Raw genomic sequence first — 18,893 nt, 5'->3', positions numbered from 1 at the left:
ATAAAATGAAAACTATACTATTTAGCCTTCCGGGAAACGAGGAATTAACAGAGCTAATGGCAACAAAAATGGATGCAGAAAAAGGAAAGACCACCTTACGGAAGTTTCCAGACGGCGAATCTTACACACGCATATTATCTGACGTAAAAGATAAATGTGTGGTACTGGTTTGCACCCTGCACGACCCTGATGAGAAATTATTACCGCTCTATTTTTTAAGCCATACCGCAAAATCACTTGGTGCGATGTGTACTTGTTTGGTAGCGCCATATCTCGCTTATATGCGTCAAGACAAAGTATTTAATGAAGGTGAAGGAGTGACTTCTAGTTTCTTCGGAAAATTGATTTCTGGTTTTGCCGATAGTATTACCACAGTTGACCCTCACTTGCACAGAATTAGTTCGTTGGGAGAAGTGTATCAAATTCCAAATAAAGTGATTCACGCTGCCGACGCGATTTCAGAATGGATTAAAGAAAATATCGAAAACCCAGTACTTATTGGACCCGATTCGGAAAGTGAACAATGGGTTTCAGAAGTCGCCAAAAATGCAGGAGCACCATTTACGGTATTACAAAAGGTGCGTCACGGTGACCGTGATGTAGAAGTCTCTGTTCCCGATGTGGATATATATAAAGATGCTATACCCATTTTGGTAGATGATATTATTTCTACAGCTCGAACAATGATTGAAACCGTACAACATTTGAAAAAAGCAGGAATGAAACCACCAATATGTGTTGGTATTCACGCCGTTTTTTCAGGCAATGCCTATCGGGATTTGTTGGATTCCGGAGTAGAAAAAATAGTGACTTGCAATACCATCCCACACTCTTCAAATGGAATAGATTTAAGTGATATTATGGCAAAAGAGGTAAAAAAATTAATGCACCATATATGAGAAAACAAAGTTTCATAGTACTAATCACTTTATTCAGTATCACAATGACTGGACAAACTGAAATGCTTATTGGGCAGATTTCGGGCAGGGTTGTAGTTCGGGAAAATTTTGATAAAGATGGCGACTTTTTAAACAAACAAACTTTTGAAGCTGGTGAAACAATAAAGAAAAATGGATACTATGAAATTGAGGTGATTACGGAATTGTTTGATCGTGACAAAAAATCGACCGATAAATACACCACAACCTATCGCTGTAAACCTGATGAAGCGAGTATAATAGTAATGGCTTTTCCTTTTTCAAACCCAAAATCAAAGGAGACCGAAATTAATACCACCTCTAAAAAATTTAAAGAGCTCTACGATTTGGACAACCTTGAAGATATAGAATTGGAAATGACTTTTGATTCAGGACTGCTGGATTTTTTTGGTTCAAAAAGCATCATAAAGATTTACGACCGAACATTGAAGGACAACAAAACCAACATTAATTCAAAAATAAATATTAAGGCTTATGCCTGGGGCATTCGCATTAAGCAACTCAATTATACCGTTAACGAAAAATTAAACGGGAATGGTTTATTGACCTTTCAGAAATTTACAGAAGAAGATAATAGTTATTTTACAATGACTTATAAATAAAATAAAAATGAACAATTACGACACCCTTTCAGAAGCAATAAACGATTTACAGCGAAAAGGTTATACATACGATTTTAACCTAAAACCAGAATGTTTGGAGTGTGCCTCACTAAAAATTGAAATACACCCAGAAGATTTTAATGTTGACGAGATGCATCGTTTTGAGGGTATGAGCAGTACCGACGATAATAGTGTGCTTTATGCTATTTCATCAAAAAATGGGATTAAAGGACTTTTGGTAGATGCCTATGGCGTCTATGCCGAAAACATTTCGGAAGCTATGAGAAAAAAATTACGATAACACTTAAACAAGACAATAATGGAAAATCACGAACACCACAATCACGATGAAATGGACCATTCTAAAATGGACCATTCGAAGATGAAACACAAAAAAGAAGACCATTCTAAAATGAACCACAAAGGTGAGGACCATTCGGGTCACAATCCGGGTCACGGTCAAATGGGTCACGACCATCATAAAATGATGATTGCAGACTTTAGAAAACGGTTTTGGGTAACACTCGTGCTTACCATCCCTATATTGTTCTTCTCACCAATGATTCAGGAATTTTTTGGTTATGAATTTTTACTTCCAGGAAATCCATACATCCTTTTTGCACTTTCCACTGTTGTATATTTTTATGGTGGTTGGCCATTTTTAAAAGGGTTTTGGTCTGAAGTCAAAAAAGGTGCACCAGGAATGATGACCTTGATTTCTATGGCAATTTCCGTAGCTTATTTTTATAGTACAGCTACTGTATTTGGCTTAAGAGGTGAAGACTTTTTCTGGGAACTATCAACACTTATAGCCATTATGTTGCTTGGTCATTGGATAGAAATGAAAAGTGTGTTAGGTGCATCAAAAGCCTTGCAGTTACTGGTAAGTATGATGCCTGCGGAAGCGCACAGGGTAAAAGGTGACACCATAGAAGACATTCCTTTGGAAGATTTACTAAAAGATGATGTGATTTTGGTAAAACCAGGTGAAAAAGTTCCCGCTGATGGGATTATAGTAGACGGTTCAAGTTACCTAAATGAATCTATGCTTACAGGCGAATCCAAACCTGTAAAAAAAGATGAAAACGATAAGGTTATTGGTGGTTCTGTAAATGGCAATAGCACCTTAAAAGTAAAAGTTGAACATACTGGAAAAGACAGCTATCTAAACAAGGTCATTAAGATGGTCGAGGAAGCACAAAAAACCAAATCCAAGATGCAAAACCTATCAGATAGGGCTGCAAAATGGCTAACCTATATTGCTTTGGCTATTGGTTTTGGAACATTAGCAGTATGGCTGATTTTAGGCTTTCCATTTGTCTATGCTTTAGAAAGAATGGTTACTGTTATGGTAATTGCTTGTCCACACGCATTAGGGCTTGCCATTCCCCTGGTGGTTGCAATTTCTACGGCAGTATCTGCTCAAAATGGATTGCTTATCCGAAATAGAACTGCGTTTGAAGAGTCCAGAAAAATTTCAGCTTTGCTTTTTGATAAAACAGGAACACTAACCAAGGGTGATTTTGGTGTCACTCGAATTGAGTCTGTTAACAAGACTTATTCAACAGAGGAAATTTTAAGACTTTCAAGTGCATTGGAACAAAGCTCAGAACACCCTATTGCAGTTGGTATTATCAAAAAAGTAAAAGAAGATAATATTACTATCCCTAGCCCAGAAAACTTCAATGCTATTACTGGTAAAGGTGTAGAGGCAAATGTGGAAGGCAAACAAGTTAAGGTAGTAAGTCCAGGCTATCTAAGAGATGAGAAAATTACTATTCCTGAAGATGCTTACAGCGATGCAGCGGAAACTGTAGTGTTTGTTTTAATTGATGGAAAATTGGCCGGTTACATCGCCCTTGCTGATGAAATAAGACCAGAATCTGCCGAGGCAATCAAAATATTTAAAAAGAATAACATTAAAGTTCTAATGGCAACTGGTGATAATGAAAAAACCGCTAAAGCTGTGAGTGAAAAACTTGGATTGGATGGTTACTACGCCGAGGTATTGCCACATCAAAAAGTTGAAATTGTAGAAGAGTTACAGAACAAAGGTGATTTTGTAGCTATGACGGGTGATGGTGTAAATGATGCGCCCGCGCTCGCAAAAGCCGATGTAGGAATCGCTGTTGGTTCTGGTACTGATGTAGCCGCCGAAACAGCCGATATTATATTGGTAAATAGCAATCCACAAGATATTGCAAACCTAATTTTGTTCGGAAAGGCTACGTACAATAAAATGATTCAGAACCTAATATGGGCAACTGGGTATAATGTGGTGGCCATTCCATTAGCTGCAGGTGTTCTATACTCTTCTGGCTTTGTTTTAGGACCAGCTGTAGGAGCGGTATTTATGAGTTTGAGTACAATTATAGTGGCTATTAATGCGCAATTATTGAAGCGAAAAATCGGTAAAAAATAAATGGATAGAAAAGAAAAACTCAACAGGATATTTTTAATTCTATTGAGTTTGTTTGTAGTGATGTTGGGCTATGGTATATTATTGCCAACCCTTCCTTACTATACCGAAAGATTAGCTTTAAAAGACAATCTTGACACCGACCTTATCAATTTCCATATTGGATTGCTCACAAGCATTTATCCATTTTTTCAGTTACTATTCGTAGTGGTTTGGGGAAAACTATCGGACAGATACGGCAGGAAACCTATTATCACTTGTGGACTAATCGGTTTTGTAATTATGCAATTACTTACTGGCCTAGCCACATCCTTGACAATGCTATATATTGCTCGAATTTTTGGTGGAATTTTTACGTCATCAGTTATTCCAGTTAGCAATGCATATTTAAGTGATATTACATCTGAAAAACGTAGAACAAAAATAATGGCCTGGTCTGGTGTTGCCATTAGCTCTGGTGTTATTTTCGGCCCTGTCATTGGCGGCTTTCTGTCCCAAACTGATATTCATATAAAATATACAATAGGCCTGCTACATTTAGACCGATTTTCAGTACCATTCTTGTTTGCTGCTATATTAGGATTGATTGTTTTATTTATAGTAACAAAATGGTTAAAAAACACTGTTCGATTTCAAAAACAAACTTCAAAAAAAGTGAGTTTAGGATTTACGTTTAGCAAATATTTAATCGTGTTACTAGCGTTGTCATTTGTGCTACAACTTGTTGTGACTTTATTTGAAACAGTATTTTCAATATACGGCAAAGATGAATTGGGGTTTAACAGCAATCAAGTTGGTATTGGTTTTATGCTATGTGGCTCTGTAATGGCTGTTTTGCAACCTGTTTTTGCAAGTTATGGAGAAAAGGTCTTATCTACGAAAAAACAAATTGCTTTAGGGTTGTTAATAGGTGGAATATCTTTAATCGCTTTTCCTTTTTTTAAAAATGAATACTTTGTCTATGGCTTAATTGTTCTTTTTGCGGCAGGAGGCGCAATGGTAACCCCTAACCTATTATCAGCAGTTTCCTTGATTTCAAAAGAAGATACTGGTAGAAATATATCGATACAAAGTTCAACAAATAGTATTGGTCAAATTTTAGGCCCAGTATTAGGAACTTGGCTAGTCGCAGGTGGCTTTTTTTATCCATTTATAATTGCTGGAGGTATTGTTTTAGGCTCCATAGGATTGGTTTATTTTTTGAAGCGACCAAATAATGGTATTGATGGGTCTTGATTGGTCAAACAACATAATAAACTTTTGGAATGAACCAAAGATATACACGTAAAAAAAGTAGTAAATCAGCTCTTCACAATGCTGCTGACAATTCGAAATATGTTGAATTGGTTCGTTCGGGAGAAGACTATTTTATAAGACTGGAAAAGTTAATTGATAAGGCAGAAAAAGAAATCCATTTACAGACCTACATTTTTGAAAGTGATGAAACAGGAAACCGTATAGCCTCCTGCTTGAAAAAAGCTGCTGAACGAAATGTGAAGGTTTATATCCTATTAGATGCTTATGGCAGCTCATCTCTTTCGGATAATTTCATAAAAGACTTGCGACAGAGTGGAATATTTTTTCGGTTTTTTTCACCGTTATTTACTGTTAACAATTTTTATTTAGGAAGAAGGATGCATCACAAAGTAATTGTAGCTGATGCTAAAATTGCAATGATAGGCGGAATAAATATCGCAAATAAGTATCACGGTATAAAGAATGATGAGCCTTGGCTAGATTATGCAATTAAATTAGATTGCCTCGCTGCAAAAGATTTACAAAAATTGTGTTGCGATTATTTTTTCAAAGACGGAAGCTCAAAAAAAATAAAACCTGTCTTACATTCTGCGGGGAAAACATTTGTTGGTATTAGACAAAACGATTGGCTTAAAAACAAAACTGAAGTATGTGACGCTTACACAAACTCCATCAACCAAGCCAAGAATGAAATTGTCATTGTCAGTTCTTACTTTTTACCAGGAAGAAGACTAACCAATGCTTTAATTAGTGCTTGTAAAAGGAAAGTAAAAGTAACGCTAATATTAGCAGGAATTAGTGATGTGCCTTTGATACGTAACGCCACTTCATATTTATATTCATTGTTTTTAAAACAAAATGTGCTAATATATGAATGGAATAATTCTGTGGTACACGGCAAAGCAGCTGTGGTAGATGACAAATGGTCCACAATAGGTTCATTTAACCTCAATGACCTTAGCTGTTATGGAAGTATTGAAATGAATGTTGAAATACATTCACAATACTTTGCCGAATTATTACGTTCTGATTTTCAAAATGTTATCAATCAATGCAATGAGGCTACGATTGATACTATCTATAAAAATACCAGTTTTATTTCAAGATTTGTCAATTATATGGCCTACCGAATGGTAAGAGCAGCTATATTGTTCCTAACCTTTTTGCCTCATATCAGATTTTCGAAAAACTTCAGGCATTAAACCTTTACTTGATAAATTTGAAAATAAGATTACTCAAAAGTAATTGGTACAGAAATCTGATTTTCAAAAATAGAATACTAAAAAAGATATTATCATCTAAAAGCTACCATAAAAAACTATTAATAACACTAAATAATCTAATCATTTATTTACATAATTATAGAATTTTGTTACCATCAACCTTAAAATATAATAAGTGCATTTCATTTAAACGTATTCCATTAATAAAATGCGCAAAAAAGATTTAATTAATTATCAAGCAACTCCTTAAGTGTCAAAATAGTTTAAAATCTGTTTCACTTTACTAATATTTTCTTGCTTACCTTGTTCCAATGTGTCCTTGCCATAAGCCGTGCTGAAATGATGTTTTTGCAAAAAATCCAAATTGAGTCTATGCCATTCTAAATCAGTTACTTTGTTATTACAGAAGACCTCCCATTCTCTACGGAGCAGCAGCTTTCGATAAAAGAAATGCGCGTTGCTAATATGAAAAATATCAGCATCACAAAGTAATTCAGCTAATGCCGTTGTCGGGCATTGTGGCATTTTGGTAGCTTCAATACAGTTGCATACTTTATCTATGAAATCCTGATTGGCATTTTGTTTTCTTAAATATGCAGTCGCAATCCGTTTACTTTCTTCTTCGTGACCTTTATACACTTTTGAAAACCCTGTATCGTGAAACCAGGCTGCAACTATTAAAATTTCGGTATCCTTATCATCAATATCCATAGCAGCACATAGATATTTGACATTTTGAACAACTTCTTTGGTATGTATCAAATTATGGAAAGGCAGTTCTTTGCATTTAGAAGTGGTTAGTACCTCGGTGCAATATGTAGCTACATTTTTAATCATCATTGTGGTCATCATTTGATTTTAATTGAATCACATTGGCATCACTTCTTATTTCTATATGTGTAATTTCACCACCACTTGTTCCTACATTTTTAGAAATAAAAATTGACACTGCCGATAGTACTAAAACGAGGACAAAACCATATTTGGCCACTGCCATTTTTTTTAATTGAAAAATAAAAGTCAAAAGAGCAACACCACCCAAAATCAAAACCATTGTTAAGAACAATTCTGCCTGCTCCTCGTGTTTATGTATAAGAGTTTCGCTTATTCCTGGTAAATTTTCGACAATTTCTTCGGCTCCTTCACCTGTTAAAAAAGCAACTATAGCCGTTAAGGCACTAAATATAAAAATCCCCAATGCCGTATTTTTTACCTGAAGTTTATTCATAATTAAGCCTACTAACAGCACTAAAAAACCAATCAAAATCCCAACAATGGGTAAATGGTTTACAACTAAATGAAAATGTGCATCATTCATAATTTTTTCAATTTTCGATTAAACATTTACCCCGAACAGATAACCCAGCAAGGCGGTAAGTCCCATTGCAACGGTTCCCCAGAACGTGATGCGCACAATGGCTTTCCTTACATTTGAGCCTCCTGTTTTTGCAGCGACTACTCCCAAAGCAATTAGAAAGAATAATGCAAACCCATATATTGCATACTCCATCCCTTTTAGCGGTAAAAAGAGCGTGACCAGAAACGGAAGCAATCCGCCAATGGTAAATGCCGCCCCAGAGGCCAAAGCCGCCTGAATGGGTTTTGCCTGACTAATTTCATTAATCCCCAACTCGTCTCTGATATGTGCACCCAGAGCATCGTGTGCTGTCAGTTCCTTTGCAACGATGAGGGCAGTTTCCTTTTTTAGACCTCTGTTCTCATAAATCTCTGCTAAACGCTGCAATTCTATTTCAGGCATATCTTTAAGTTCTTGTTGCTCTCTTTTGATATCTGCTTTTTCAACATCGGTTTTTGAGCTTACAGAGACATATTCTCCGGCAGCCATCGATAAAGCTCCTGCGACAAGACCTGCCAGGGTTGCCAGCACGATGGGTTCTCTGGTAGTGCTTGCGGCTGCTACACCAATTGCGATACTTGCCGTTGACAAAATACCGTCATTGGCTCCCAGTACCGCTGCCCTTAGCCAATTACTCCTATGGATGTAGTGGCTTGCTAAATAATTGTCCAAGTTGTTTGTTTCTTCTGCCATTTTATTCTGTGATTAGGTTATAAGCCCCTTTGGTCAAAAACTCCGTAGTGCTATCAAAATCATTTGCATTCAATAGTTGAACATATCCGCTGTTGGTTGTTCCTATTTTAACCAGTACTTTTCTATAAGTAGTATTGTCTATTTTAACCAAAGCAAAATAATCGTCATCAATGTTCGCAACTGCTTCCGCCGGTAATGCTGGATATTCTGTTGTTGTGGTTAAAATTTCTCCTTCGATGTACATTCCTGGGGCAAATCGTTTTGCGTCGGATTCATTTACTAAATCCCCATGAATGTTTACGGTTCTATCCTGTACATTGATAGCCCTGTTTACTAAATGTACTTTCCCTTCATACACATTGTTCAAATCATTCTGTAACCTAATGTTGATGGGCTGTCCTTCTTTTATAAATGGCAGGTCTTTTTCAAATACTTTCAATTCAATATGTAAATAATCGGTATTGGTTACGGTAATGGCCACGTTTGAAGGGTTTAGGTACATCCCTTTAGTGGCGTTGATAGTAGTGGCATATCCAGTAAGCGGGGAAGTGACCGCAATGATTGACCGAATGTTTTCTCCTGATAAGGTATTGGGATTAATGTTCATCAAACTCAATTTCTTTTTTAGCGACTGGTATTGTGCCAGAGTTACTGTATATTCCGATTCTGCTTTAAGGAAGTTTTTTTTGGATGTCACGTTATCTGCCATCAACTCTTTTTGTCTTTCATAGTCAGATTTTAAGTAGCTCAAACGCCCCTTAGCTTCTAGAAAATCCTGTTGCACCTGTACATACTCGGGATTCTCAATGGTAAAGAGTACCTGACCTTTTTTAACCACATCTCCTGGAAGTAAGCTAATGTCCTTTACATACCCTTATCCTGTGTTCTAATAGCGAATATTGCCAGTTCATTGATGATTTTGAAATAGAATTTGTCATCTTCATCTTTCTTCAACTTTCGGTATTTGGAAATAACATAGGTAAGCAAACGTGTAGACTTACCATTGTAGAGTGATACTTTATCTAACCAAATAATAAAAATCACAACCAATGCAATTGTTGAAAGCAATACTAAGATTCTAGCTGAGTTTTGCATCCACCAGTTACCCTTCCAAAAAAGAGGTTCGAGGTCTAATATTAGGAATATAAATGAGCCGATTGTAAGGAATAAAACCCACTCAAAAACTGTTATTCTTCTTGACCTTCCTGGTAGTATTCCAAGAAATTTGGTCTGCGGAAATTCACTTTCAAAAGCATTGGCCAAATAGTTTGATGAAAACTTATAACCAATATTGGATATTTTGTCTACGATAATAGGGTATGCTATACCCAAAATTGCAATATCAATAGCGACACAAATTTCTATGATATACTTAAATTCCATACACGTTAATTTACTAATAGTTCTACCGTCTTATACCAATAATAAAATATGGACTTATCCGGTTGTCGCTTTAATCTGTTCAAAAATGCCCAATCTGGATGTTTTATGGCCAGTTTGCCGGTATCCTGATTCTCATAATATTCTATTTCAACTACTTCCTCTTGTAGCAGTATTGCATTCAAATAAGCGACTCTGGCTGATGCTGACAATGCTTCTTCAATTCTAAAATTTCCTGTCATCAAAAACGCACTGCCAAAACTTCGTATGCCAGAACTTAAATCCGCAAATTTCTTTTTTGCCTCAGCAGTTGGATTGCGCTCTCGTCGCGCAATAATTGCACAGGTATTTATAGAATCCCACAGCACATCTTTATCACTGAGATTCCTTTTACTAAAATTAGCATCCGAACTGCGATAAGATAGTTCTGCTTTCGCGAAAGCAGAAAAACTTTTTTTCACTGTGGCCATATCCGTAATACTTTCAAATAGTTATGACAAGTCAAACAATTGTTTACAGATTTCCATTGCAAACAGCTGGTCTTGTTTATAGTAGGGAATACCAATAGTTTCTGGTGCAAATGCAGTTAGCTTATCACCACAAATGGCATTAACCGATGGTGTCATTACAGTTGTTACTGTTCCATCAACAGAGAGCCAAGGTGTTTCAATTGGTGATTCGATAATTTCTGGGTAGTGTGGACTATCAAAAAGAATGTCTAATAGAATAGTTCCTGGCACGTTTGGGTTATACACCGACTGAAACTCTAATGTGTAATGTGCCTTTGGCACACCTTCTTTATAGCTTCTACGTTCGTTCAATACGTGTTTTGTAAAATGTGAATTGGCTATTACCGTATCTAATATTGCCTCTAATTCTTTACGTTCGATACTCGAAATAATATCAATATCAATGGAAAAACGATTTCCCTCTTTCAACAAAAGCACAACTGATGTACCACCTTTGAACACAAAATCAAGTCCAGCTAATTTTAAATGTTCCAACAGGGACAATGCGTGAACCATTTTTTCTAAAATAGTAACGTTAATGGACTTATGTTCTTTTTTTAAACGAAAGTTATCCAGCCATTCCTTTGTAAAACTTTTTTTATCAATCATATGGTATATCTTCTAAGAAACCTGGAATGTAATTACTTATAAATTGTTTGATTTCCTGTTCTTTTTTACGTCGTTTTGCATAGCTGAACATCCTGGTAAAATTAATGCTGTACCTGTCTATGATATTTTCATAGATATGTACCACTTCAGGACCTTGGTAAAAATGAAAGAGGTTTTCATCTGCAAATAGGTCAACCATTATCTTTTCTAGTGTGGCTATTGCTACAACGTCCTTCTTGTTTTTTGTTTTCTGAATGGGCGCCCTAGTCACCAAACGCTTAATAACAACTGGCACATTACTTTCTGAAATGTAAAACTGAATTTCCTTCTCATCTGGATTTAGGTAAAAATCCATTCTCAGATTATCATTGAGGTAATAATAGAGTGAGTCTATAAACTCTTTTTCTACCTCGACAATAATTATTTGATTGGAAGTTTGGTGTTGGGTAAACTCATTAAGCCATTGGGTTTCCCAGATTGCATATTTTATATCCTCAAAGCGCTCGTTGGTCTTGCGAGCGATTTTATAAATATTATCTGACAGAAGGGCTTTATACTTAGGCTTATAGGAAATAACATATAGCCCACGTCCTATTGTTTTAATGATATCCTTTTTTTTAAGGTCATAGATTCGCCAACCAAACGTATTCTCTTTGAGGTCTGGTTCAAAATCGAGATAAAAGTCATATAGTTCATTCCTATTGAATGAGCTACGGTCCTTAAAGGCTTCTATAAGTCTATTTTCTATAATTTTTGGCATAACTAAAAATCAAAACTTCGCCAAAAATACAAAAAAGTGGTAAATATTTGAAAACAAATTATTGCCACTATCAAAATTAAGTGGTAAAATTTTGATTAATGGTTATCAACGTGATTACTGCTTAAAGTTCAATATTGATAGAAATTCCAAAGATTTTGATTGTATTTTTTCAATAACAATCTTGTCTTTATCGGTCTCAAGCAATGCCCAGTATTTTTGTTCGTTCCAGATATGTTCTCGTTGTAAACCAGAACCAAATTGCGTGATAAAACCCCAAAACCACAAATCATCCCAAATTTCCATCTGCTCAGATGAATAGCTTTGTTGTAAAACGGAATTGATGTTATCAAAATTCCATTTTTCTGATGAGTCAAGTTTATAAAAGATTGCTTCAATCACGGTATCTACAGGCAAAAAGAATTTTTTACTGGAATCTATCTTTTGTGGTGCATCATTCCAAATTCGTAATGATTGGTCGTAACTACCACTATGAATGTGATAGATGGTCTTTGTAAACAATGCAGATGTCTTTTTTCCCCAGCCATCTTGTTTCAACATTGCATTAAACAGCAGTTCGTAATTACATTCTTCACACTCTTTTTCTGTGAGAAACTCAACAAAATTGCGAAAGCCTGTTAAGAGATGTTGGTTGGCATATATCTTTTGAAAAAAATCTGAGAGCCTGTTTATATTTGGTCTGCTTTGGGTATTTACGATATGATGTAGAAGGGAATATACTTTTTCTTGTGTACTGCTATATGACGACAAAAAACGGTAATATGATTTTGTCTGTACAGTATGGTTAAATTCACGGTTCTTTTCCAGGAATTTGAATAGGCTGTCTAATGATTTAGTTAAAGAGTGTTTCAAACTTAGGGGTATGAATCAAGTTGAACAGTTCCATCGGCACTTACCCAGTAATGACTAATTCCTATTTTGTTTAGTTCTGGAATTATCCCTGCAATTGCACTTCTAATTTGCTCGTCCTCTGGGTGGGCAATGGCTATTGTCGCTTCAGGATGTGCGACTTTGGTTTCGAGGCATTTAATTATAGCTTTTCCCAAATGTGATTTAATTTGGCCTGAATTAAAAAATGGGCGTTTTTTAGTGGGTGAATCGTTATGCGCTTTCGCACCTTTTACTTCTACGAATAACTTCCTGTTATTTTTTACCGCAACAATATCATAACCTCTGGTTTGTCCCAAGCAGAAACTTTCTATTGCATAGCCTTGTTGTACCAAAAAAGGCATCAATAATTCAATAGTTCTATTTTCAGTAAGCTTTTCCACAACTATAGTCAATAATGTACAATATACTTTATTATTTGTTTTCACCTAAAAGTTGAAAATTAAAAAGAAAAAATCCAGTTTAGATAGGTACTGGATAAACCTTTTAAAGCTATACCAGGGCATAGACTTCATCAAAGAGTTTCTTGTCCAACCGCTCTTGTTGGCCAAAGCTTTTCTTTAACGTGTTGTGCAAAACTGCGTTGAAGGCGTTATAACCTAACCATAAATTCGGTTCTTCATTGAGCAATAAGGCTTCATAGTTTAGAATTTCTATGACTTCACGCGACTTCTTCGATGGGTCGCTGTTCTTGTCGCTACATTCATAGCGGAACAGTTTGGTTCTGTCAAGAATCGCTTTTACAAATTCCTTGGTGTCGATGATTTTAAATTCCTTCATCTTGTCAAATTTCTTTGTGATGGTATAGAACTCATTGTCAAGAAATTTATCGAAAAGATTGTTCAGCCTCGGCATTATAAGGTCTGTATTGTTTCTGCTGTGCTTAATCGAAAACTCGATTTCGGCCTGTGAAACGTGAAGTCCATTGGAACATACTTTTCGATAGAATCCAAAGTGGCCAGAGGTCTTTTCACTACCATCATACGAGTTCTTGAAACGAAGCATTGGTAGTATCAAATCCTCATCATTTTTGACCGTAAACTGACTTTTGTCGTCAATGATAAAGTCAGTAATAAACGACCTATCATTCTTATTGATGGTGCGTTTGTGGTAGTTGAGTCCGGCATCAGTCAACATTTCTTCTGCTTTCTTGAAGAACAGTTGGTTCGGGATGTGGCCGTAGCTGTTCGATACCACATTAACAATTTTTCCATTTGAAATGATGACGTTTTCAAGTCCACGTCGAGATTCCATCTGCGTTAAGGTTTTTAAAGATTTCATTTCTGATGGAACAAAAATTTCATCCTGTTGTAAATTTTGTAAATACATAGCTTTTCAATTTTAGGTTAAACATTTTGTGATAGCACAGCGTAATACTCTGGATGCTTTTCTCTGTAGTAGGCCAGATGACTTTCGGCACCTTCAATCCTGTAATTTTCTTTACTGGATTGATAATGTGCCTCGGCTTCTTGCACTGAAATCTTCGCCTTTGTTGATACTTGTTTCATAATGTTGAAATTTTAGTTAAACAATATTTGAGCAGTACCCAAACGGAAGCTAAAATCACAGCTCAAAAGGAAACGGAATAAATGAGAAATGGAATGCGCGCAAGGGCTTTATGCCGTAGTCTTTTGATGGGTGTATTTTACGAGTTTATCTTTGCGCTGATATTGATTGATACTTTTACTTTGAACCTCTATGATGTGGTCATAAAAAGAAAAAGGGCCGACACGAATGCCGACCCTTCTTCAAACAACAAAAGCTAATCGTTGAGTTCCTGAATTTTCTTCTCAAGAACTTCGATGCGCTCTTTCAAACGTGCTTCACGCTTGTTTCTCTTTTCCTCATATTCTTTCTCGATACTAGAAATCTTGGATTTGTAATATCCTTGCATCGCATTGTAGAATGAAATATTCGTTAAATTATTGACGTGGTTACTTTCGCCAAAATGAACCTGTTTGGTCAAGATATAGCGTATCAGCCTATAAAAAATTTCTTTTTTGAAATTCTTTCTGAAATGTTCTACCATTTCGACCCGTGTCATTTTTGATGTATAATTCAGAAGTCCTGAAAAGTATTTCTGCTGACCAGTATAATCTACATTATTCTCAAAAAGTGATATTGAAAATGCGACCATCTCATCAGTCGAAAGCGCATTCTTTTTATCGACATATTTGGTCTCTCTTATCATTTCGACAATTTCTTCAAATTGCTTATTGTTTTCTATCTGCTTCTTCCGGATTTCCCTTTCGTTGATTTTGATGATTTGTTCCTTGGGCGTACAATCTACCATCTTTCTACTGGTCAATGGTTCAGAATATTCAGTAGAATCATTCTCTGATTTCTCAACCACTTTTACGAAAATCTCTTTATGCTGGTAGGTCTCGGGATGGAATACGGCGCCATTCACGAAGCCATTGTCCTTGGCTGAATTAAACTTTTTTAGGTCTTCCTTGTAACTCTGTATTGCTTCTTCTAGCTCTGCTTTCAGTTCAGCTTCAGAATAATCATAATGCTGATATTCAGCCTTAATGGCATCCATTGTTGGCTTGATTGGGCTTTCAATGATTTCAACATCATCCAGCAAATAGACATTCAACCCATTATTTTCAAACTGGGAAATAATAAGCTGATTCTTTTCTTCATTTGCCCAATACTGTCGTATTTCTGGAATTAACAGTATGTTTTCTTTCTTGGATTTTTCAATCAGGTTCAGGAACGACTTGGTTTTTTTCGTCTCAAAACAAGCCGATTTGGTACAAACCATTTTACCTTCGCCGAAAAGATTTCCTTGATTGGCTGCATTGAATGGACATTCTACACAGGAACCAGCTTTTGAGACTAACTTTTTATCCGCAACATCAAAAGGTGCTTTTTCCAAATCGTAGGTCTGGTCGTTAATCATTCTGTTGATTTGATGTGCCTTAAAATTATCACCCATCGTTTCCAGCATCATCTGTTGTTCTTCTGGTGTAAAGAGAGCCACACCAACACCCAATGAAATCGTCATTTCGCCATTGCGCACAAAATGTTTGAAGCCGTCAATCAGTCCAGCCAACTTCAATCGTTGTCTAATAAAGTTATCCGTTCTTCCTAAGCGCTTCGCAATTTCTAAAGGTGAATACTTATCGCTCAGATAAGAAATCGCCTCGGCTTCTTCGGTAGGCTCTACGTCCTTTCGTTGCAGATTTTCGATGATTTGAACTTCAAGCACTTCGTCGTTTTCATAAGTTCTTACGATACTGGGAATCGTTTTCTTGTTCGCTATTTTGCTTGCGCGAAACCGTCTTTCACCCATTACGATGATAAAGTCCTTTCCAGATTTGCGAACCGTTATTGGTTGCAATACCCCAAATTCCTTGATGCTATCCGAAAGCTGTTGTAGCTGCTTATCATCAAAGGTCTTTCTCGGTTGCTTAGGGTCAGGCTTGATTTTGCCAATGGGAATGTTCTCAATTTGAAGTGCCGGAACTTTCTTTCCGTTCAATTCTTTCTTCGCAGTAGTCGTTGTACTTCTACGCTTTCTTGTGGTACTCGCTTTTGTTGTCATAATACTCAAATTTTAGATTAAACAATATTTGAGCAGTGAACCAAACGGAAGATAAAATCTTGGCTCAAAAGGAAACGGAATAAATGAGTAGGGGCAGAAGCGATGGCTTTATGCCGTAGTCTTTTGATGGAAGTATTTTACGAGTTTAACTTTCGGGAATATTGTATGATAAAAAACTTCTTACCAATGCTTTTAATTTTAATACATATCTCTAGAGGAAGCAGAAGTCTGAGGTAAGATTTTGTCCCATATTCATACTTTTTTTGGGATAAAAGCAAAGTACTTTAAAACTGTAATTCCTTGAGTGGAATGATAAAAATCACTAGACTTTTCTAAAGAAAAGACTTTTTCATTGCAATTAATATCTAAAAATCACAAATGATGTCATTTCTTATTAGCATCCAAAAAAAGACAAAATGTTGTACCTATGTTGTACCTGTCCATTTTTTCGCTTAGTTTTTTCAATAAAAAAAGCCGAAGATAAATCTTCGGCTTTTGTGCGGGTGAAGGGACTCGAACCCCCACACCTTGCGGCATCAGATCCTAAGTCTGACGTGTCTACCAATTCCACCACACCCGCATAAAGTGCAATTTAACACTTTTTATTTGGTTTAATCCTAAGTCTAGCATGTCTACCAGTTCCATCACATCCGCATTACCGTGTGATTTGATCACTTAGGGGTGCAAATATAATTATAATTGCTAAATCCAAAAGCACTTATTTAATTTTTTCTAGGGGCGCAACCACTGCTTCATTTTAGGGAATTCAGGGCCTTCTTCTGGGAAGTGTGCCATCCCGAAATATCGCAGTAGTGGCAATCCAAAAAAATCGGCTGCTGCATAACGCTGCAAGATCCAATCTGCCTGACCCTTGTAGCCCTGCTTATGAAACACCACCTCTGGGGGGATTGCCAAATGCAAGGCCACCGCATAGCTCCATAACATGGCTGTCATCTCTTCTCCCCCTATTTCCGGATTATCTTCTAAAACCTCTTGCCCTAAGGCAGCTCTTTTATTGGCCTCAGTGACCGCGTAATGACCCGCCTCGTGCAAGACATCGCCTACGGCTACAAGTGCACTTTGGTCTATCCATAACTGCCCCTTGTGCAAACCCACTCCGGGTAAAAAAGAGTTAAAAGCAAAGGGGGCTAAACGGTACGGAATACCTATCTGCTCAAAAAAAGGCAATACACGTTCAAAGAAATCAGAATCGCTAAGAGAAGAATCGCTCATTGTTAAGGGTCTGCTTAAACACCCAAATTAATACAATTTTTGATACCTTAGTGAGCCTTAAAAATTTCAAATGAAAAGTGCCAAAGACTATATAGAACAACACAAAGACCGATTCTTATCGGAACTTATAGACCTTTTAAAAATACCTTCGATCAGTGCAGACTCTGCCTACGAAAAAGATGTGATCGCCACTGCGGAGGTGATCAAACAACGTTTGTTAGAAGCTGGTTGTGATAAGGTGGAGATCTGTGAGACTCCCGGTTATCCTATAGTTTACGGCGAAAAGATCATCGATCCGACCTTGCCAACTGTTTTGGTTTACGGACATTACGATGTACAACCACCGGACCCCCTTGATCTTTGGGACAGCCCACCCTTTGAACCTGTCATTAAAAAGACCGAGCTGCATCCGGATGGAGCCATCTTTGCGCGCGGGGCTTGTGACGACAAGGGCCAAATGTATATGCATGTCAAGGCCTTGGAATACATGACCAAGACCGATCAGTTGCCCTGCAATGTAAAATTCATGATAGAAGGCGAAGAAGAGGTTGGCAGTGAAAGTTTGGGTTGGTTTGTCACGCGGAATCAAGAGAAATTGGCCAACGACGTTATCTTGATCAGCGATACGGGAATGATAGCCAATGATATTCCTTCAATAACAACAGGACTTAGAGGCCTAAGCTATGTGGAGGTTGAAGTCACCGGTCCCAACCGCGACCTGCACTCTGGGCTTTACGGAGGAGCCGTGGCGAATCCGATCAATATCTTAACCAAAATGATCGCCTCCTTACACGATGAGAACAACCACATCACCATACCGGGCTTTTACGATAAGGTAGAAGAACTCTCCGCAGCCGAGCGAGCAAAAATGGCCGAAGCGCCCTTTGATCTAGAAGCCTACAAGGATGCGCTAGACATAGACGCAGTTTACGGCGAAGCTGGCTATACCACCAACGAACGCAATTCTATTCGCCCAACTTTAGACGTGAACGGCATTTGGGGAGGTTATACTGGCGAGGGCGCAAAGACCGTTATTGCCAGTAAAGCATATGCCAAGATATCTATGCGTTTGGTGCCTAATCAAGATTGGAAAGAGATCACCGAGCTATTCAAGAAGCATTTCGAGGCTATTGCCCCAGCCGGAGTTCGGGTAGAAGTTAAACCGCATCACGGGGGCCAGGGTTATGTCACGCCTATCGACTTCCCCGGTTATAAAGCAGCAGAAAAGGCCTATGAATCTACCTTTGGGAAAACACCTATTCCACAACGTTCCGGAGGGAGCATCCCAATAGTTTCCCTTTTTGAACAAGAGCTCGGAAGTAAAACTTTGCTAATGGGCTTTGGACTAGACAGCGATGCCATCCACTCGCCCAACGAACATTTTGGGATCTGGAATTATTTAAAAGGTATAGAGACCATTCCAATGTTCTATCATTATTACGCTAACAACAATTAAA

General features: G+C 37.2%; 21 protein-coding genes and 1 tRNA gene. 7 read left to right on the top strand and 15 right to left on the bottom strand.

The annotated features are described in order from the left end of the window. Positions 1-5 precede the first annotated feature (5 nt). From BTO09_RS08035 to BTO09_RS08010, 6 genes are read left to right on the top strand one after another with little or no spacing between them, the layout of a single operon-like run. Complete coding sequence (locus tag BTO09_RS08035) at positions 6-899, top strand: ribose-phosphate pyrophosphokinase (RefSeq protein WP_087524287.1); 894 nt, start codon at positions 6-8, stop codon at positions 897-899. Then, positions 896-1,540: a hypothetical protein gene (locus BTO09_RS08030; protein ID WP_087524286.1), complete on the top strand. Its 645-nt coding sequence runs from the start codon at positions 896-898 to the stop codon at positions 1,538-1,540. The genes BTO09_RS08035 and BTO09_RS08030 overlap by 4 nt, the downstream gene beginning before the upstream one ends. A gap of 7 nt (positions 1,541-1,547) precedes the next feature. After that, positions 1,548-1,841, top strand: coding sequence for a hypothetical protein (locus BTO09_RS08025; protein WP_015266947.1), 294 nt, complete (start codon positions 1,548-1,550; stop codon positions 1,839-1,841). Between the two features lie 18 nt (positions 1,842-1,859). Further along, the gene (locus BTO09_RS08020; RefSeq protein WP_087524285.1) at positions 1,860-3,962 is read left to right on the top strand and encodes a copper-translocating P-type ATPase; all 2,103 of its coding nucleotides are present in this window, start codon (positions 1,860-1,862) and stop codon (positions 3,960-3,962) included. Continuing rightward, positions 3,963-5,195, top strand: coding sequence for an MFS transporter (locus BTO09_RS08015; protein ID WP_087524284.1), 1,233 nt, complete (start codon positions 3,963-3,965; stop codon positions 5,193-5,195). A gap of 29 nt (positions 5,196-5,224) precedes the next feature. Beyond that, positions 5,225-6,418 (top strand): phosphatidylserine/phosphatidylglycerophosphate/cardiolipin synthase family protein, encoded by a 1,194-nt coding sequence (locus tag BTO09_RS08010; protein ID WP_087524283.1) that lies wholly within the window; start codon positions 5,225-5,227, stop codon positions 6,416-6,418. Positions 6,419-6,685: 267 nt separating this feature from the next. Here the strand turns inward: BTO09_RS08010 and BTO09_RS08005 are convergent, their stop codons facing one another. The 15 genes from BTO09_RS08005 to BTO09_RS07945 form a co-directional block, all read right to left on the bottom strand. After that, complete coding sequence (locus tag BTO09_RS08005; protein WP_087524282.1) at positions 6,686-7,291, bottom strand: HD domain-containing protein; 606 nt, start codon at positions 7,289-7,291, stop codon at positions 6,686-6,688. Beyond that, positions 7,269-7,757, bottom strand: a complete 489-nt coding sequence (locus BTO09_RS08000; RefSeq protein WP_087524281.1) for a hypothetical protein — start codon at positions 7,755-7,757, stop codon at positions 7,269-7,271. The genes BTO09_RS08005 and BTO09_RS08000 overlap by 23 nt, the downstream gene beginning before the upstream one ends. A gap of 18 nt (positions 7,758-7,775) precedes the next feature. Then, positions 7,776-8,489 carry a VIT family protein gene (locus BTO09_RS07995; RefSeq protein WP_087524280.1) on the bottom strand — a complete coding sequence of 238 codons (714 nt, stop codon included), beginning with the start codon at positions 8,487-8,489 and terminating at the stop codon, positions 7,776-7,778. Between the two features lies 1 nt (position 8,490). After that, positions 8,491-9,348, bottom strand: coding sequence for an efflux RND transporter periplasmic adaptor subunit (locus BTO09_RS07990; protein ID WP_369826912.1), 858 nt, complete (start codon positions 9,346-9,348; stop codon positions 8,491-8,493). A gap of 5 nt (positions 9,349-9,353) precedes the next feature. Beyond that, on the bottom strand, positions 9,354-9,872 hold the full coding sequence (locus BTO09_RS07985; protein WP_087524279.1) for a hypothetical protein: 519 nt from the start codon (positions 9,870-9,872) through the stop codon (positions 9,354-9,356). A 5-nt stretch (positions 9,873-9,877) separates the two neighbouring features. Beyond that, positions 9,878-10,339, bottom strand: coding sequence for a hypothetical protein (locus tag BTO09_RS14565; RefSeq protein ID WP_232454922.1), 462 nt, complete (start codon positions 10,337-10,339; stop codon positions 9,878-9,880). Between the two features lie 21 nt (positions 10,340-10,360). Next, positions 10,361-10,987, bottom strand: a complete 627-nt coding sequence (locus tag BTO09_RS14560) for a nucleotidyl transferase AbiEii/AbiGii toxin family protein (RefSeq protein ID WP_232454921.1) — start codon at positions 10,985-10,987, stop codon at positions 10,361-10,363. Beyond that, positions 10,980-11,747 carry a DUF6577 family protein gene (locus BTO09_RS07975; protein WP_087524278.1) on the bottom strand — a complete coding sequence of 256 codons (768 nt, stop codon included), beginning with the start codon at positions 11,745-11,747 and terminating at the stop codon, positions 10,980-10,982. The genes BTO09_RS14560 and BTO09_RS07975 overlap by 8 nt, the downstream gene beginning before the upstream one ends. A gap of 114 nt (positions 11,748-11,861) precedes the next feature. Continuing rightward, positions 11,862-12,617 carry a hypothetical protein gene (locus BTO09_RS07970; protein WP_087524277.1) on the bottom strand — a complete coding sequence of 252 codons (756 nt, stop codon included), beginning with the start codon at positions 12,615-12,617 and terminating at the stop codon, positions 11,862-11,864. 2 nt (positions 12,618-12,619) lie between these two features. Further along, on the bottom strand, positions 12,620-13,081 hold the full coding sequence (locus tag BTO09_RS07965) for a hypothetical protein (RefSeq protein ID WP_232454919.1): 462 nt from the start codon (positions 13,079-13,081) through the stop codon (positions 12,620-12,622). Positions 13,082-13,145: 64 nt separating this feature from the next. Beyond that, complete coding sequence (locus BTO09_RS07960) at positions 13,146-13,982, bottom strand: DUF932 domain-containing protein (protein WP_087524276.1); 837 nt, start codon at positions 13,980-13,982, stop codon at positions 13,146-13,148. Positions 13,983-13,999: 17 nt separating this feature from the next. Further along, on the bottom strand, positions 14,000-14,161 hold the full coding sequence (locus BTO09_RS14500) for a hypothetical protein (RefSeq protein ID WP_157663468.1): 162 nt from the start codon (positions 14,159-14,161) through the stop codon (positions 14,000-14,002). A gap of 254 nt (positions 14,162-14,415) precedes the next feature. After that, a complete protein-coding gene (locus BTO09_RS07955; protein ID WP_087524275.1) occupies positions 14,416-16,203 on the bottom strand; it encodes a ParB/RepB/Spo0J family partition protein in 1,788 nt (595 codons plus the stop codon). Between the two features lie 498 nt (positions 16,204-16,701). Further along, positions 16,702-16,783: transfer RNA gene (locus BTO09_RS07950), tRNA-Leu, on the bottom strand. A 152-nt stretch (positions 16,784-16,935) separates the two neighbouring features. Beyond that, a complete protein-coding gene (locus BTO09_RS07945) occupies positions 16,936-17,436 on the bottom strand; it encodes a hypothetical protein (RefSeq protein ID WP_087524274.1) in 501 nt (166 codons plus the stop codon). 70 nt (positions 17,437-17,506) lie between these two features. On the opposite strand from BTO09_RS07945, the gene BTO09_RS07940 reads away from it, so the two are divergent. Continuing rightward, positions 17,507-18,892 (top strand): dipeptidase, encoded by a 1,386-nt coding sequence (locus BTO09_RS07940; RefSeq protein ID WP_087524273.1) that lies wholly within the window; start codon positions 17,507-17,509, stop codon positions 18,890-18,892. Position 18,893: the final 1 nt, after the last annotated feature.

The sequence above is a fragment of the Gilvibacter sp. SZ-19 genome, assembly GCF_002163875.1.
Taxonomy (GTDB): Bacteria; Bacteroidota; Bacteroidia; order Flavobacteriales; family Flavobacteriaceae; genus Gilvibacter.
Note: the sequence above shows the minus strand (reverse complement) of the source record. Positions and strands in the feature narration are given on the sequence as shown.

Excerpts from the sequence above, each read along its gene's own strand:
- BTO09_RS08035 (WP_087524287.1), top strand. The coding sequence starts at position 6 with ATGAAAACTATACTATTTAGCCTTCCGGGAAACGAGGAATTAACAGAG.
- BTO09_RS08030 (WP_087524286.1), top strand. The coding sequence starts at position 896 with ATGAGAAAACAAAGTTTCATAGTACTAATCACTTTATTCAGTATCACA.
- BTO09_RS08025 (WP_015266947.1), top strand. The coding sequence starts at position 1,548 with ATGAACAATTACGACACCCTTTCAGAAGCAATAAACGATTTACAGCGA.
- BTO09_RS08020 (WP_087524285.1), top strand. The coding sequence starts at position 1,860 with ATGGAAAATCACGAACACCACAATCACGATGAAATGGACCATTCTAAA.
- BTO09_RS08015 (WP_087524284.1), top strand. The coding sequence starts at position 3,963 with ATGGATAGAAAAGAAAAACTCAACAGGATATTTTTAATTCTATTGAGT.
- BTO09_RS08010 (WP_087524283.1), top strand. The coding sequence starts at position 5,225 with ATGAACCAAAGATATACACGTAAAAAAAGTAGTAAATCAGCTCTTCAC.
- BTO09_RS08005 (WP_087524282.1), bottom strand. The coding sequence starts at position 7,291 with ATGATGACCACAATGATGATTAAAAATGTAGCTACATATTGCACCGAG.
- BTO09_RS08000 (WP_087524281.1), bottom strand. The coding sequence starts at position 7,757 with ATGAATGATGCACATTTTCATTTAGTTGTAAACCATTTACCCATTGTT.
- BTO09_RS07995 (WP_087524280.1), bottom strand. The coding sequence starts at position 8,489 with ATGGCAGAAGAAACAAACAACTTGGACAATTATTTAGCAAGCCACTAC.
- BTO09_RS07985 (WP_087524279.1), bottom strand. The coding sequence starts at position 9,872 with ATGGAATTTAAGTATATCATAGAAATTTGTGTCGCTATTGATATTGCA.
- BTO09_RS14565 (WP_232454922.1), bottom strand. The coding sequence starts at position 10,339 with ATGGCCACAGTGAAAAAAAGTTTTTCTGCTTTCGCGAAAGCAGAACTA.
- BTO09_RS14560 (WP_232454921.1), bottom strand. The coding sequence starts at position 10,987 with ATGATTGATAAAAAAAGTTTTACAAAGGAATGGCTGGATAACTTTCGT.
- BTO09_RS07975 (WP_087524278.1), bottom strand. The coding sequence starts at position 11,747 with ATGCCAAAAATTATAGAAAATAGACTTATAGAAGCCTTTAAGGACCGT.
- BTO09_RS07960 (WP_087524276.1), bottom strand. The coding sequence starts at position 13,982 with ATGTATTTACAAAATTTACAACAGGATGAAATTTTTGTTCCATCAGAA.
- BTO09_RS14500 (WP_157663468.1), bottom strand. The coding sequence starts at position 14,161 with ATGAAACAAGTATCAACAAAGGCGAAGATTTCAGTGCAAGAAGCCGAG.
- BTO09_RS07955 (WP_087524275.1), bottom strand. The coding sequence starts at position 16,203 with ATGACAACAAAAGCGAGTACCACAAGAAAGCGTAGAAGTACAACGACT.
- BTO09_RS07945 (WP_087524274.1), bottom strand. The coding sequence starts at position 17,436 with ATGAGCGATTCTTCTCTTAGCGATTCTGATTTCTTTGAACGTGTATTG.
- BTO09_RS07940 (WP_087524273.1), top strand. The coding sequence starts at position 17,507 with ATGAAAAGTGCCAAAGACTATATAGAACAACACAAAGACCGATTCTTA.